This window comes from Exiguobacterium sp. s21 (genome assembly GCF_018617975.1).
Taxonomy (GTDB): Bacteria; Bacillota; Bacilli; order Exiguobacteriales; family Exiguobacteriaceae; genus Exiguobacterium; species Exiguobacterium mexicanum_A.
The window spans coordinates 117622-131973 of sequence record NZ_JACSLF010000002.1 but is presented as its reverse complement, the minus strand read 5'-3'; the positions used below and the strand labels follow the sequence as shown (position 1 = coordinate 131973).

Genomic DNA, 14352 nt, shown 5'->3' with positions numbered 1-14352 from the left:
GCGCATTTCTCCCCTGTTCTTCTGTTATGAAGATGGGCGACGAGGGTTTCCCCTAGTCGCCCGTCCACGTATTAGTCTAAACCAACTTCGTCATTGACGATATCGAACGCTTCCATGACTTCCTCGAAGTCATCATCGTCTTCGACGAGCTTCAAGATGAACTCGCCATCTTCAAGTTCTTCGATTTCAAACGCGTACACTTCGATTGTGTCGTCATCTTCGTCTTCTGTTTCTGGATTGCCGACCGGCTCAAGAACGACAAACGTCTTCTTCGAGCGGTCGCTCGTCATCCGGAAAATTTCTGCAAATAAATGCTCGTCTCCATTTTCGTCTGGAATACGGTACATTTCTTCTTCACGACGGATTTCTGCCATGAGTAATTCCTCCTTATTTGCCTGCACGATCCAGGTAATTTTGTAAAATCATGACGGCTGCCATCTTATCGATGACGGCCTTTCTCTTTTTTCGGCTGACGTCTGCTGAAATGAGCATCCGCTCCGCTTGCATCGTCGTCAAACGCTCGTCGACGAGAACTGTCGGCAAACCGGTCGCTTCGGTGAGGGCCGCGGCAAACGCCTGTGACGCCTCGCCCCGAGGTCCGATTGTCGCGTTCATGTTCTTCGGGAGGCCGACAACGACTTCTTTCACATCGTACTGCTCAATAATCGGTTGAAGCAGACGGACAGCTTCCTCAAAGTCCGGCTCGGTCCAGTAGACCGTCTCCACACCTTGCGCCGTCCATCCCATGAGGTCGCTCACGGCGACCCCAATCGTCTTCGAACCGACATCGAGCCCCATGACTCGCTTCATATTAATCCTCTCTACGATCGTTCAAATACGATTTGACCAGCTCTTCGAGCAGCTCATCTCGTTCGATTTTGCGAATTAAGTTTCGCGCATCGTTATGACGCGGGATGTAGGCAGGGTCACCTGACAACAAGTATCCGACGATTTGATTGATCGGTTGGTAGCCTTTCTCCTCGAGTGCTTGATACACCGTGATCAGTGTCTCCCGAGTGTTGGCTCGATTATCATCTTCTGGAAAATTGAATTGCATCGTGCGATCCATTTGGCTCACAAGAATCCACCTCTTTCCGTTTGCACTTCACACTCTATTATGCCAGTGATTGAACGTAATGTGAAGCAAACTTCAATGCTTCATCCAGTTTTGTCGCATCACGGCCTCCGGCTTGCGCCATGTCAGGACGGCCTCCGCCGCCTCCGCCACAACGTGTCGCCACTTCTTTGATCAATTTCCCGGCATGGAAGCCACGGTCGTTCAAGTCTTTCGTCACACCTGCGACGAGGTTGACCTTGTCGCCGTTCGCCGAGCCGAGCAAGATGACGGCCGAGCCGAGCTTGCCTTTCAATTCGTCGACCATGCCACGCAGCGCGTCCATATCTTGTCCGTCGACGCGCTTAGCGATCAATTGGACATCACCGAACGTCTCGATGGCGTCTGTGAGTGACGATGCTTCGATGTTGGCGAGTTTCGCTTTGAGCGATTCGCTCGCGCGTTCAAGTTCTTTCATTTCAGTTTGAAGCGCTTGGACACGCGTCGGCACTTCAAGCGGTTTTGTCTTGAGCAGTTTCGCTGCCGTCTCGAGCGTCTCGATGTGCTGGTTCATCACTTCGTAAGCACCAGCTCCTGTGACCGCCTCGATGCGACGTGTACCGGCTCCGATTCCTGATTCCGACAAGATTTTGAAGAGACCGATTTCCGCCGTGTTGCCGACGTGGCAACCACCGCAAAGTTCGACCGAGTCACCGGCAGCGACGACGCGGACGACATCCCCGTACTTCTCACCGAAGAGCGCCATCGCACCTTTCGCTTTCGCATCGGCGATGTTCATTTCTTCGATATCGACAGCGATTGACGCCCAGATGCGTTCGTTCACTTGACGTTCAATCGATTGGAGCTCTTCAGCCGTCACTTGGCCGAAGTGCGAGAAGTCAAAGCGAAGACGGTCTGGTGTCACGAGCGAACCTGCTTGGTTGACGTGCTCACCGAGCGTGTCTTTCAACGCGCGATGCAACAAGTGCGTCGCTGTGTGGTTTTTGATGATCGCTTGACGCGAGCTTTGATCGACCGTAGCCGTCACCGCGACTTCTGCCTTGGCGACACCTGACGTGACCGTGACCGTATGCAAGTTTTGGCCATTCGGCGCTTTCGAGACGTCTTTCACGTGAAGGACGAAGTCCGACCCGACGATTTGTCCTTTATCGCCGATTTGACCGCCGCTCTCAGCGTAGAATGGCGTCTGATCGAGGATGACTTGTGCTTCTTCCCCTGCCGCGACGACGTCAACGAGCTCTCCATCATGAATCAAGCTGATGATTTTCGCTTCAGTTCCGAGGTTCGTGTACCCGACGAATGATGATGGAAGCGTAATTTCCGCAAGAACGCCTGACTGGATTTGCATCGACTCAACGTCGGCACGGGCAGTCCGAGCGCGTTCACGCTGAGCGTTCATCGCTTGTTTGAATCCATCCTCGTCGACCGTCAATTTGTGGTCTTCGGCGTACTCGATCGTCAACTCGAGCGGGAAACCGTACGTATCGTAGAGACGGAACGCATCTTCACCGCTGATGACGTTCGAACCGGCCGCTTTTTGTGCTTTCGCGACTTCGTTCAAGATAGCAAGACCGTCATGAAGCGTCTCGTGGAAACGCTCTTCTTCATTCTTGACGACTTTCTTGATGAAGTCTTTCTTCTCACGGACTTCAGGGTAGAAGTCGACCATGATGTCGCCGACGACGTCGACGAGCTCATACATGAACGGACGCTCGATGCCGAGCATCTTCGCATAGCGGACGGCACGGCGAAGCAAACGACGAAGCACGTAGCCACGGCCTTCGTTCGATGGGAGCGCCCCGTCGCCGATCGCGAACGAGACGGTGCGGATGTGGTCAGCGATGACTTTGAACGCCACATCTTTGCTGCTGTCGGTGCGGTACGTCTCGCCGCTGATTTTCTCTGTCTCGCGGATGATTGGCATGAACAAGTCCGTGTCGAAGTTCGTCGGTACGTCTTGCATGACGCTCGCCATCCGCTCGAGACCCATCCCTGTATCAATGTTTTTCCGTGGGAGCTCGGTATAGTTGCCGTGCCCGTCATGGTTGAACTGACTGAAAACGATGTTCCAAATTTCAAGGTAACGCTCGTTCTCGCCGCCCGGGTATAGTTCTGGATCGGTCGGGTCGTCGCCGAACGCAGGTCCGCGATCGAAAAAGATTTCTGTGTTCGGGCCAGACGGGCCTTCCCCGATTTCCCAGAAGTTCTCTTCGAGTGGGATGATGCGGTCGGCCGGCACGCCGAGTGCGAGCCAAAGTTGTTTCGCTTCTTCATCTTCCGGGTGAATCGTCACCGACAAGCGATCCGGGTCGAGCCCGTACCATTCGTCGCTCGTCAGAAGTTCCCAGCCCCATTTGATCGCGTCTTCGCGGAAGTAATCACCGACCGAGAAGTTCCCGAGCATTTCGAAGAACGTATGGTGACGCGCCGTCTTCCCGACGTTCTCGATATCGTTTGTCCGAATCGACTTCTGCGCGTTGACGATGCGCGGGTTGGCTGGAATGACACGGCCGTCAAAGTATTTTTTGAGCGTCGCGACGCCTGAGTTGATCCAAAGAAGCGTCGGATCTTCGACCGGTACGAGTGAGGCACTCGGCTCGACACTGTGTCCTTTCGATTTGAAGAAATCTAAATACATTTGGCGAATCTGTGCGCCAGTTAATGGTTTGAGCGGTTTCATCAACAATTCCTCCTTCAGTTTAAACGAAACGAAAAAAAGCGATGCTCATCCCTGTGGAAAGGGACGAAAGCATCGCTTCGTGGTACCACCCTCGTTCGCACGGCAAAGCCGTGCCTCGAACATCCGATAACGCGGATGAGGCGCCCAGGGTGAGTGGGGACTCCAGACTAGCTTCGGTCGACCGGACCCCCATCTTCTCACAGCCTAGGAAGATGTCTCTGGTGAGGCGGTTACGACGTACTCATTTCCTTCATCGTCTTTAATCGTTTCAGTTTTCTATTCGTCATTATCACACGTCAATCGGGAGACGTCAAGACTTGCCGCCTAGCCGCTCGACGAGTTTCGTCCGCCGCACCGGCTCTTCTTCTCGCGTCGCCGCCTCGAGCGCACGGACGTCCCCGAACAAGAGCAAACTCTTCTTCGCCCGGGTGACGGCCGTATAAATCAAGTTGCGCGACGAGCGGAAGCCGCCGTTGAAGAAGACGGGCATGAGCACGATCGGGAACTCGGACCCTTGTGACTTATGGATGGTGATGGCATAGGCGTGGGTGAACTGGTCCCATTCGCTCCGGTTATACTCGACCTCGGTCTGATCGAAGCGGATATAGATTTTGTCGACCTTGTCGACGTTTTCTTTCGCATAGAAAATGTTCGTGATTTCACCGATATCGCCGTTATAAACGTTCTCCTCGGCGTTATTGACGAGTTGGAGCACTTTATCCCCGTTTCGGTACGTCCGGTTGCCGTGTTTCACTTCCCGGGCCGCCGATTTCGGATTGAACACGTTTTGGAGCGCCTCGTTCAATCCGTCGATGCCGCACACCCCACGGTACGTCGGTGCGAGCACTTGGATATCGAATGGGGAATAACCTTTTCGCAGCGCGGCCCCGGCCATTTGACAGATCGCCCGGAGTGCCGTCTCTTGGTTGGCCGTATAAAAGCGACGGTCCGGCAGTGCCGCGAGCAAATCGTCCGGCATCTGTTTCGCGTTGAGCGCGTGCGCCAGACGAAGGATGCTCGACTCGGACGCCTGCCGATGGACGACATCGAGCCGGACGACGGGAATCCCGTCGGTCGCCATCAAATCGGCGAGCACTTGGCCCGGTCCGACCGAAGGCAATTGATCCCGGTCACCGACGAAGAGGATTTTCATCCCGTTCGGCACGGCCCGAAGCAGGCTGCGGAACAAGAAGATATCAATCATCGACGCCTCGTCGACGATGAGCACTTTTCCGACGAGCGGATTCGTGTCATCGACTTGGAACGAGCTGCCATCAAACTTTAAGAGACGGTGAATCGTCGAGGCCGGCAAGCCCGTCGACTCACTGAGCCGTTTCGCGGCCCGGCCGGTCGGTGCGGCGAGCACGAACGGGAACGGTTGGTTCTGTACCGGTTCAAGCTTCCAGTCGAACACGTCGCTGAGCGCGTGGATGATACCGCGGACGACGGTCGTTTTACCGGTCCCGGGTCCGCCTGTCAGCACCATGAGCGGCGACTTCAAGGCAAGTTCGATCGCCTCTCGTTGTTGCTTGGCATACTCGATCGAGAACATCTCCTCGACGCGACCGACCGCATCAAAGATCGTCGTCATATCGACGTCTTCCGTCGTCGATGTCGACATGATGCGCGCGAGTTCCTCGGCCGCTTTTTGTTCGGCCCGGTACACGCGTGGATGATAGACGACCCCGTCCTCGACGATGACACGTTCATCGTTCGCGAGCGTCTCGAGCGCCGAGACGAGCGCCTCGCCCGGGTCGCCGCCGATGATGCGCGGCATCTCATTCGCGAGCTGATCGGCCGTGACGAACAAGTGCCCGTTCCCTTGCTCGAGCTCGAGCACGTACAACACGGCCGCCGCGATCCGTTCCGGGTGAATCCCTTGAATCCCGAAATGGGCGGCGATGGCGTCGGCCGTCTTAAAGCCGATGCCTTGAACGTCATACATGAGGGCGTATGGATTTTTCTCGATCGTCTCCATCGCCCGACCTTCATACTCTTTATGAATCTTCGAGGCGAGTCGTGGTGTGACGTCGAACGGCGCCAAAAACAACAGCAACTGATCGACCCCATACAAGATGTTCAACCGTTCGGTGATGACACGGGCCTGCTTTTCTTTCAAGCCGTCGACGTTCGACAAGATACTCGGATGCTTGACGATTTGGTCGATGCAGTCGTCTCCGAGTGCGTCAGCAATCTTTTGGGCCGTCTTTTGCCCGATTCCCGGGAAAGAGCCATTCGTCAAAAACCGGACGGCCGCGCGTTTTGTCATCGGGACGACACGGCGGATCCATTCCGCTTTCATCTGTTTCCCGAATCGGGGATGGTCGACGAGACGCCCGTGCGCTTTATACGTCTCGCCTTTCTCGATGCCGACGCCGACACCGGCGATGACCATCTCGGTCTCGTCTGTCTCAAAGTTCTTTTCTTTTATACGTACGAGCGCGATCGTGTGCGCTTCTTCTTCCGATTGAAACAGGACGCGGATGACTTTTCCTGTCAACTCGTAAGGTGCTGCCATCATTCGAGCCACCTCCAGCTAGTTTTCCATCCCCCATTATAGCCCGAGTTTGAACGGTAGGACAAATCGCCTAACTGAACAGGTTGAGGATGCGCTCGAGCTGGTCGAGGTCGACACGTTCAAGAATCCGAATCAGCTGATCGACATCGATTCGGTTCAAGATGCGCTCAAGTTGCTCCAAGTCCACGGTTTCAAGCAGTCGTTCGAACCGTTCCAGCTCCCCCGAATTAACATAACCTTCGAGCCGCTCGAACAGCTCGGTCCGCTCGACACGAAACAGTTGCTCAAGCGATGGTCGCTGAATCAACAGCACAAGTCCCGCGGCGATGACGTGGACGCCCCAGTTCAACACGACGTGACCGAGCCGTACCGTCTGTCCGACGAACGGGACGAGCGGGATGAACGACAGCTGCAACACGATGATCCCTAGCTGGACGTACGGGTTCGGGATGAACCAAGCCACGAGGGCAAGCAGGGCCGGGACGACCCACGCCACCCCGACCGCACCAAACGTCACGGACCAGGACTTGTTCGCCGACAATACCCAATGCATGACGACACCGATCACAAAAAATGTCGCAAACAGGAGTAACAGCACGGTCGTCGCCCGTTCCGACTCGACGACGACCCGGAACAAGAGATTATTCGTCCACTCGCCCGTCGCGAGACGATTATCGACTTCGATGAACAGACGACCGAGCATGAACCATTCGATGATGAAAAAAATAACGACGCTGACCAAACTAAACATCCGCATATGATTTCTCCCCTCTCACATTGCTAATCCATTTCCCGAACACTCGGACGGCTATGCACGTTTTTCGTCGAATCAAAGCGGGAACTGTTCGAGTGAACCTATGAAGGAGGGATTATGTATGATGAACCGTATTCCAATCAGTGGCCTGTGTGAACTCGTGTTAGAAGTGACCGACATGACCGAGGCCGTCGATTTTTGGCACGGCAAGCTCGGACTGCCCGTCGTCGAACAATGGGTCGGTGATGATGCCGAGCCGAGCGAGGCACAGGAGCACGCGGACGAACCTTGGGCGACGTGGCTCTATGTCGGTGGGAATACGCGCCTCGGCCTTTGGCTGAAACGAGATTTCACGTCAGAAGAAGAATCGAATCGCCAAGAGGACGTGACCGAGTGGGACACGCTCTATGATGAAGGCGGCGCCCACGTCCACTGCGCATTTTTCGTTCCGATGGAGTCGTTCGACCAAACGCTCGAAGTGTTAGAGGCGTCAAACATCCCGACGAAACTCCGGACGTGGGACGAGGACGAGACGGTCAACGGTAAAGAGCGCTCGGCCTACTTCAAAGACCCGAGCAAGAACGTGATCGAGCTATACACGAAAAATATGGACGAGGCGTACGAGAAGTTCGGTGGCGAGCCCGTAAAAATCACGACGAAGCAACTCTGATTCACGTATACGCTCGACAACCCCACATGATACGATGAGAGAAAATGGAAAAGGTTGTGTTTTATGCGTTTCTTCCCGCTTTTCCTCATGGCTTGTTTAGGCTTGCTCACCTTTGGGCTGTATTTTGTGATCGATGCGTTTCCCACGCTCGACCGACCCACTTCGTTTGCAGCGTTGGCGTTCGTCTCATTCGGGACGAGTTTCCTGATTTTGATGGATGGTGTACGACGAGCCAAGTCCGGAAAGCGTGTCTTGTGGAGCTACCTCGCGCTCTCCGGCACGCTTGTATTGACGACTTTTAATCTTTTGATTTGGGTCATCGGGGAGGTGTCCGCATGACGCTCACCCTCCCTGAATGTATCACCGGCTTTTCATACGGCGACTGTTCCGCCCCAGGGTCAGATTGGAAGACGTTCAAATCGATTTGTTTTGAGTTCACCCGGATTAAACGAGGAATATGTTCCTTTACCATTGGGGACGAAATCACTCCGAATTATCACCAGGCGAGTATCACATGGAGTGAGCAAACCATCTATGTCCTGCTCAGCAGAAACTATCCTGTCATCGGCATCTCCAAACTCGAACCGTTTCAATATGAATTCATCGATGTACCCGAACTGACCGACATGTTTCCTGACACCTATCAGATTCCGTTAGCGGCTGAGTTGAATGAGCGGTTCGATTTGTCGCTACAGCCGTTTCTGAACAAGGCGGAACGCGGAGAAATCAAATATTGGGAACCAGAGACGGTCGGTAACGTCATCTTCCATTATTGGGACTAACAAAAAGCGCCTCTCGCAAAAACTGCGAGAAGCGCTATATTAATTTAGTTACCGAGCAATTCATCCATTTTCGCTTTCGCGTCATACGCGAGCGCGTGGTCCGGTTGCAACTCGAGCACACGTTCAAGCTCGGCGTACGTCTTGTCCTGTTCACCGAGGAAGGCGTAGGCGATCGCCAAGTTGTAGCGTGCGTCCGTATGGCTCGCGTCGAGGTCGAGCGTATGCTCGAGCGCTTCGACGGCCTCGTCGAGCTGTTCGTTCTGCGCGAGCGCGAGCCCGTATTGGAACGAAATTTCGACGTCTTCCGGTGCCTGCTTCATCGCTTCCCGAAGACGCGGCAAGGCCCGGACGAAGTCGCCCATCGCCTTGTACGTCAAGCCGAGCATGAAATGAAGGTCGGCGTCGTCCATCCCGGCGAGCAGCGCCTGACGCAGAGATGCCTCGGCCAAGTCGAGCTGTTCGAGCTCATAGGCGAGCGCTCCCTTCGCGTAATGGGCCGCGCCGAACGCGTTGTCGAGTTCGAGCGCCTTATCGTAAAAGACGACGGCCCGTTCATGGTCGCCGATCGCTTGCAAGAGCGTACCCATGTTGACGTAACCGGTCGGGTCCGTCGGGTCCGCTTCGATGGCAGCATTGAACTGCTTGGCCGCCTGTTCGAACTCACCTTGTTGCATCGCTTGGATGCCTAATTCGTTTGCGTTCAAAGTCATCACCTCATCCGATATAGTCGAGTCGTTTTCCGTTTCGATACGCTTCGTCAATCGTCGCACCACCGAGGCAGATATCACCGTCATAGAAGACGACGGCCTGTCCTGGCGTGATCGCACGTTGCGGCTCATCAAATTTGACGAGCACTTCGCCATTTTCAAGTGGCGCGATCGTCACAGGCACGTCTTGTTGACGGTAGCGGAATTTCGCCGTCGCCCGGAACTCGCCTGTTGGGACGGCACCTGTCCATGACAGCTTCGATGCGAGCAACGCGTCCGAATAGAGCGCGTCATGATGGAACCCTTGGCCGACGTAGAGGATGTTTTCTTCCACGTTTTTGCCGACGACGAACCATGGGTCCCCGTCGCCGCCGATGCCGAGGCCGTGGCGTTGACCGAGCGTGTAATACATGAGCCCGTCATGGTTTCCTTTTTGTTCCCCATCGAGCGTCTGCATGATGCCTGGTTGTGATGGCAAATACTCCGAGAGGAACTCTTTGAAGTTGCGCTCTCCGATAAAGCAGATGCCCGTCGAATCTTTTTTCTTCGCTGTCGCGAGCCCCGCTTCTTCGGCGATGACACGGACGTCTTTCTTGTCCACATGACCAATCGGGAACATCGTCCGCGCGAGTTGGTCTTGTGACAACTGGTTCAAGAAGTACGTTTGGTCTTTGTTGTCATCTTTCCCACGAAGAAGTCGATGCTCACCGTCGACGTACTCGACCCGTGCGTAGTGCCCGGTCGCGACGAAGTCGGCACCGAGGCGAAGCGCGTGGTCAAGGAATGCCTTGAACTTGATTTCCTTGTTACACATGACGTCCGGGTTCGGCGTCCGCCCGAGACGGTACTCGGCCAAGAAGTATTCGAACACGCGGTCCCAATATTCTTTCTCAAAGTTGACCGCATAATAAGGAATCCCGATTTGGTTCGCGACCGCAATGACATCTTCATAGTCTTCGGTCGCCGTACAGACACCGTTCTCGTCCGTATCATCCCAGTTTTTCATAAAGATTCCGATAACGTTATACCCTTGCTCTTTCAGCAAATGGGCCGTCACCGATGAATCGACGCCGCCTGACATCCCGACGACGACCGTCGTCTCGGCAGGGGCTTTTGTGCGTAAGTTCATGATTTATCTCACTCCGTTCGTGAATGTCGAGACGACCTCAGAGAGTCGTTCGGCGAGCCGCTCCACGTCTGCGACCGAGTTGCCATGTCCAAAGCTGATGCGGACGGACTGTTTCGTCCGATCCGACGTCCCGAACATCGCCGTCAATACGTGTGACGGTTCAATCGACCCTGCCGTGCAGGCACTGCCGCTCGAGATGGCAAAGCCGCGCATGTCCATCATGATGAGGAACGGTTCAAGTTCGATGCCCGGGAGATACAAGTTGACGATGTGCGGTAAGCGGTTCGCCCCGTTCACGTCATACTCGACTCCGAGTTCATCGAGTCGCTTGAAGAGCGCCTCGGTCATTTGCTGGTACGCGCCCACTCGTTCGACCTGTTCGATTTTGGCCAGTTCGGCTGCTTGTTGGAACCCGACGGCACCCGGAACGTTTTCCGTGCCGGCTCGACGTTTCCGTTCTTGTTGTCCTCCAAAAGAACGCGTCGCTAATTTTACACCTGTTTTTATAAAAAGAAAACCGATACCTTTCGGGCCATTGATTTTATGGGCCGAGGCCGACAATAAATCGACCCCGAGCGCCTTGACATCAATCGTTTCCGTACCGAGCGCTTGGACGGCGTCCGTATGGAAATAGGCCTGATGGTCGGCGAGGAGCGCACCGATTTCCGCAATCGGTTGAAGTGTGCCGACCTCGTTGTTGCCGTACATGACCGAGACGAGAATCGTATCGTCCCTGAGCGCAGCACGAACGGAGTCAAGCGTCACCGCACCCGTCGCGTCGACATCGAGATACGTCACATCAAAGTCTTCCCGTTCGAGTTGCTCCATCGCGTGCAAGACGGCGTGGTGTTCGACTTTCGTCGTAATCAAATGTTTGCCTTTATGTTGATTCGCGTACGCCGCGCCGAACAACGCATAGTTGTCCGACTCAGTCCCACCGGACGTGAAGACGATCTCGTTCGAAGTCGCCCCAATCCACGTGGCGAGTGTCCGGCGCGAAGCGTCTAGCTCGGCGCGGGCCGTCCGTCCGATGCCGTGGATGCTCGACGGGTTGCCATAATGTTCGAGCATATAAGGTGTCATCGCTTCGAGCACTTCCGGACGCATCGGCGTCGTTGCGGCATGATCAAAATAGTTCATATTCATTCACCTCATCTTTATATATAGAACATATAGCCATCAGAATCTTCTTCAGCGAGATCGGCGAGTGTCGTCTCTTCGAGCACTTTCTCGATCGCCGCTTTGATTTTATCCCAAAGCTTCCGTTTCACGGCATCGTCCGCTTCTGAGTCTTCGACGATTGTGAGCGGCCCTTCGAGCAAGCGGATGATTTCTCCCGCCGTGATGTCCGTTGCCGGTTTGACGAGCTGATAGCCGCCGTACGCCCCGCGGACGCTCTTGACGAGACCGCCGTTGCGAAGTGGACCGATCAACTGCTCTAAGTAATGTTCCGGCAAGTCATGCCGGGCCGCAATCTTTTTCAAGCTGAGCGGTTTGTTGTCCGTTTCCCGGGCCAGTGCGATCATGATCGTCAATCCATAACGACCTTTTGTAGATATTTTCATCTTCATGTCTCCTTCTGCTATACTAGTCGAACAAACGTTTGTCGAAAGGAATGTGTACGTATGAGTGATTTATTTCAGCAATCGAATAGCGGCCCGCTCGCCAATCGGATGCGGCCTGAAACGTTAGACGAAGTCATCGGTCAACGCCACATCATCGGCGAAGGCAAATTGCTGCGGCGGGCCATCGAGGCCGACCGCCTCGGCACGATCATCCTGTATGGACCGCCGGGAACGGGCAAGACGACGCTCGCCCGCGTCATTTCAAATTATACGAAAGCGACGTTCGTCCAATTGAACGCCGTCACGGCCAAACTTGATGAACTCCGGAGTGTCATCCGTGAGGCCGAGTCCCGATTCGACTTCGAACAAGAACGAACGATCTTATTTTTAGACGAGATTCATCGTTTCAATAAACTGCAACAAGACGCCCTGCTCCCGGCACTCGAGGCCGGGAAGCTCATCTTGATCGGGGCGACGACCGAAAACCCGAGTTTTGAGGTCAACGCGGCGTTGCTGTCGCGCGCGACCGTGTTTCGGCTCGAACCGCCTGGACCAGACGAACTTCGTGTCGTCTTGGAGCGGGCTCTCGCTGATAAAAAGGGACTCGGCAACTATCCCGTCCAAATCGAGGAAGCTGCCGTGGACCATTATATCAAAATGGCGGACGGTGACTACCGTGTCCTGTTGAACGCCCTCGAGCTGGCCGTATTGACGACGCCCGAGGTCGATGGCAAGATTCAAATCACACTCGACGTGGCCGAGGAGTCGATTCAACAAAAGGCCATCAAGTACGACAAGACGGGTGACCGGCACTATGACGTCATCTCGGCGTTCATTAAGTCGATTCGCGGCTCGGACCCGGACGCGGCACTGTACTGGCTCGCCGTCATGATCGAGGCCGGCGAATCACCGCGTTTCATCATGCGCAGGCTCTATGTGCATGCGGCCGAAGATATCGGGCTCAGTGACCCGAACGCGCTCGTCATCGTCGATGCAGCCGCTCGCGCGAGCGAACACGTCGGTTTCCCGGAAGCGCGCATCCCGATGGCACAGGCCGTCCTATATCTCGCAACGGCACCGAAATCGAACGCGGTCATCACCGCCATCGATAAGGCGATTCACCACGTCCGGACGGTCGAAGGCGGTCCGGTACCGGTCCATCTCCGTGACGCGCACAGCCCAGGCGCCCGCGAGCTCGGCAACGGTGCCGGATACAAATACCCGCACGACGAGAAAGACGGCTACGTCGCGCAAAACTACTGGCCGGAGAACTTGGCCCGAAAACGTCCTAAATATTATACACCGACGAGCCGTGGCTTCGAGCAACAGCTGCAAAAACGACTCGATTATTGGGAAAAACGACGCTGACTCTTTTGAGCCGCGTCGTTTTTTCATTTCTGGATGCGGTTGATCTCGACACCAGCTGTCTCAAGCATTTGGTTGACGACGTACCCTGCTGCGACGAGGCCGGCGACCGATGGGACGAACGCGTTCGAACTCGGCGGCATCTTCGCTTTACGGATCGGGGCATCTTTCTTCCCGACGACCTCATTCACGTCTTCGCGTGTCACGATCGGCGACTCGTCTGAAAAGACGACCGGGACGCCTTTATGGATGCGCTCTTTACGGAGACGCGTCCGGACCATTTTGGCGATCGGGTCGTATGTCGTATCCTTGATGTCGACGACTTTGATGCGCGTCGGATCCATCTTGTTGGCCATGCCCATGCTCGAGATGACCGGGATGCCACGACGTTTGCACTCGACGATCAAGTGGATCTTATAGATGATCGTGTCCGAGGCATCGATGACGAAGTCGAGGTCTTGCGCGAAGAATTCTTCGAACGTCTCTTCCGTGTAGAACATTTTTAATTTGACGAGCTCGAGCTCAGGGTTGATATCGAGGAGGCGTGTCGCCATCGCTTCGACTTTCGGTTGCCCGACCGTCGATAAGAGCGCGTGAATCTGGCGGTTGACGTTCGTGATATCGATATCATCTTTATCGACGAGCACGATTCGTCCGACGCCACTGCGTGCGAGCGCCTCGGCCGCGAACGACCCGACACCGCCGACACCGAGGATGGCGACCGTCTTCCCTTTCAATGTTTCTAAACCTTCTTGACCAATGGCCAACTCATTACGTGAAAACTGGTGTAACATACTCTTCCTCCAAATGAATCCTATTTTCTCACACTATTTTACTCGGAATTATAATCAAAAAAAAGACGCCTAGCGACGTTTTACAATAAAATTGATGGGACCCGGAGTGCCGTGACGATGCCCTGCTTTTGAACCTGCTTAAGCAGGTGGGTGACCTAGCGTCCCCTTCACAAGTCCTCCTGCACGTGATGAGGCAGTTGATCTGGATAGCAGTTCGGTCTCCCGTATTCAAAGTGTTGGCTCAAAATAACGAAGGCGGCTCTCGTACACCTCAGGTATCCCATCTGTTGACCTTACTATAGCACTGTCTGTA

The 14352-nt window shown here is 54.9% G+C and carries 15 protein-coding genes and 1 other RNA gene; 4 read left to right on the top strand and 12 right to left on the bottom strand.

All coding sequences use genetic code 11. The annotated features are described in order from the left end of the window. Positions 1-71 precede the first annotated feature (71 nt). From KNP06_RS03155 to KNP06_RS03130, 6 genes are all read right to left on the bottom strand, one after another. Complete coding sequence (locus KNP06_RS03155) at positions 72-374, bottom strand: DUF1292 domain-containing protein (protein WP_034776918.1); 303 nt, start codon at positions 372-374, stop codon at positions 72-74. Positions 375-387: 13 nt separating this feature from the next. Continuing rightward, on the bottom strand, positions 388-810 hold the full coding sequence (ruvX, locus tag KNP06_RS03150) for a Holliday junction resolvase RuvX (protein ID WP_034776916.1): 423 nt from the start codon (positions 808-810) through the stop codon (positions 388-390). A gap of 1 nt (position 811) precedes the next feature. After that, positions 812-1078 (bottom strand): IreB family regulatory phosphoprotein, encoded by a 267-nt coding sequence (locus KNP06_RS03145; RefSeq protein WP_029595797.1) that lies wholly within the window; start codon positions 1076-1078, stop codon positions 812-814. 37 nt (positions 1079-1115) lie between these two features. Further along, positions 1116-3755, bottom strand: coding sequence for an alanine--tRNA ligase (alaS, locus tag KNP06_RS03140; RefSeq protein WP_214787909.1), 2640 nt, complete (start codon positions 3753-3755; stop codon positions 1116-1118). 310 nt (positions 3756-4065) lie between these two features. Beyond that, positions 4066-6273 (bottom strand): SF1B family DNA helicase RecD2, encoded by a 2208-nt coding sequence (recD2, locus tag KNP06_RS03135; RefSeq protein WP_251129595.1) that lies wholly within the window; start codon positions 6271-6273, stop codon positions 4066-4068. Between the two features lie 70 nt (positions 6274-6343). Further along, positions 6344-7030: a magnesium and cobalt transport protein CorA gene (locus tag KNP06_RS03130; protein WP_214787906.1), complete on the bottom strand. Its 687-nt coding sequence runs from the start codon at positions 7028-7030 to the stop codon at positions 6344-6346. Between the two features lie 118 nt (positions 7031-7148). On the opposite strand from KNP06_RS03130, the gene KNP06_RS03125 reads away from it, so the two are divergent. The 3 genes from KNP06_RS03125 (at position 7149) to KNP06_RS03115 (ending at position 8479) form a co-directional block, all read left to right on the top strand. Next, positions 7149-7697 carry a VOC family protein gene (locus tag KNP06_RS03125; protein ID WP_214787904.1) on the top strand — a complete coding sequence of 183 codons (549 nt, stop codon included), beginning with the start codon at positions 7149-7151 and terminating at the stop codon, positions 7695-7697. A gap of 63 nt (positions 7698-7760) precedes the next feature. Then, positions 7761-8036 carry a hypothetical protein gene (locus tag KNP06_RS03120; RefSeq protein ID WP_214787902.1) on the top strand — a complete coding sequence of 92 codons (276 nt, stop codon included), beginning with the start codon at positions 7761-7763 and terminating at the stop codon, positions 8034-8036. Beyond that, positions 8033-8479 (top strand): hypothetical protein, encoded by a 447-nt coding sequence (locus tag KNP06_RS03115; RefSeq protein WP_214763826.1) that lies wholly within the window; start codon positions 8033-8035, stop codon positions 8477-8479. Before KNP06_RS03120 ends, KNP06_RS03115 begins: the two co-directional genes overlap by 4 nt. A 44-nt stretch (positions 8480-8523) precedes the next feature. On the opposite strand, the gene KNP06_RS03110 is transcribed toward KNP06_RS03115, so the two are convergent. Genes KNP06_RS03110 through cymR form a run of 4 tightly spaced genes read right to left on the bottom strand, consistent with a single transcriptional unit; the run spans position 8524 to position 11880 of the window. After that, positions 8524-9189 carry a tetratricopeptide repeat protein gene (locus KNP06_RS03110; protein WP_214763825.1) on the bottom strand — a complete coding sequence of 222 codons (666 nt, stop codon included), beginning with the start codon at positions 9187-9189 and terminating at the stop codon, positions 8524-8526. 4 nt (positions 9190-9193) lie between these two features. Beyond that, the gene (mnmA, locus tag KNP06_RS03105; protein WP_214787900.1) at positions 9194-10315 is read right to left on the bottom strand and encodes a tRNA 2-thiouridine(34) synthase MnmA; all 1122 of its coding nucleotides are present in this window, start codon (positions 10313-10315) and stop codon (positions 9194-9196) included. Positions 10316-10318: 3 nt separating this feature from the next. After that, positions 10319-11461 (bottom strand): cysteine desulfurase family protein, encoded by a 1143-nt coding sequence (locus KNP06_RS03100; protein ID WP_214787898.1) that lies wholly within the window; start codon positions 11459-11461, stop codon positions 10319-10321. Between the two features lie 11 nt (positions 11462-11472). Next, positions 11473-11880 carry a cysteine metabolism transcriptional regulator CymR gene (cymR, locus tag KNP06_RS03095; protein ID WP_021066920.1) on the bottom strand — a complete coding sequence of 136 codons (408 nt, stop codon included), beginning with the start codon at positions 11878-11880 and terminating at the stop codon, positions 11473-11475. Between the two features lie 60 nt (positions 11881-11940). Between cymR and KNP06_RS03090 the strand changes: the two genes are divergently transcribed. Beyond that, entirely contained in the window at positions 11941-13248 is a 1308-nt protein-coding gene (locus KNP06_RS03090; RefSeq protein ID WP_034776901.1) for a replication-associated recombination protein A, read from the top strand. A 23-nt stretch (positions 13249-13271) separates the two neighbouring features. Here the strand turns inward: KNP06_RS03090 and KNP06_RS03085 are convergent, their stop codons facing one another. Together KNP06_RS03085 and ssrS are read right to left on the bottom strand one after the other, a co-directional pair. Then, positions 13272-14039, bottom strand: coding sequence for a tRNA threonylcarbamoyladenosine dehydratase (locus KNP06_RS03085; RefSeq protein WP_214763823.1), 768 nt, complete (start codon positions 14037-14039; stop codon positions 13272-13274). Positions 14040-14133: 94 nt separating this feature from the next. Next, positions 14134-14320: non-coding RNA, 6S RNA (gene ssrS / locus KNP06_RS03080), on the bottom strand. Positions 14321-14352: the final 32 nt, after the last annotated feature.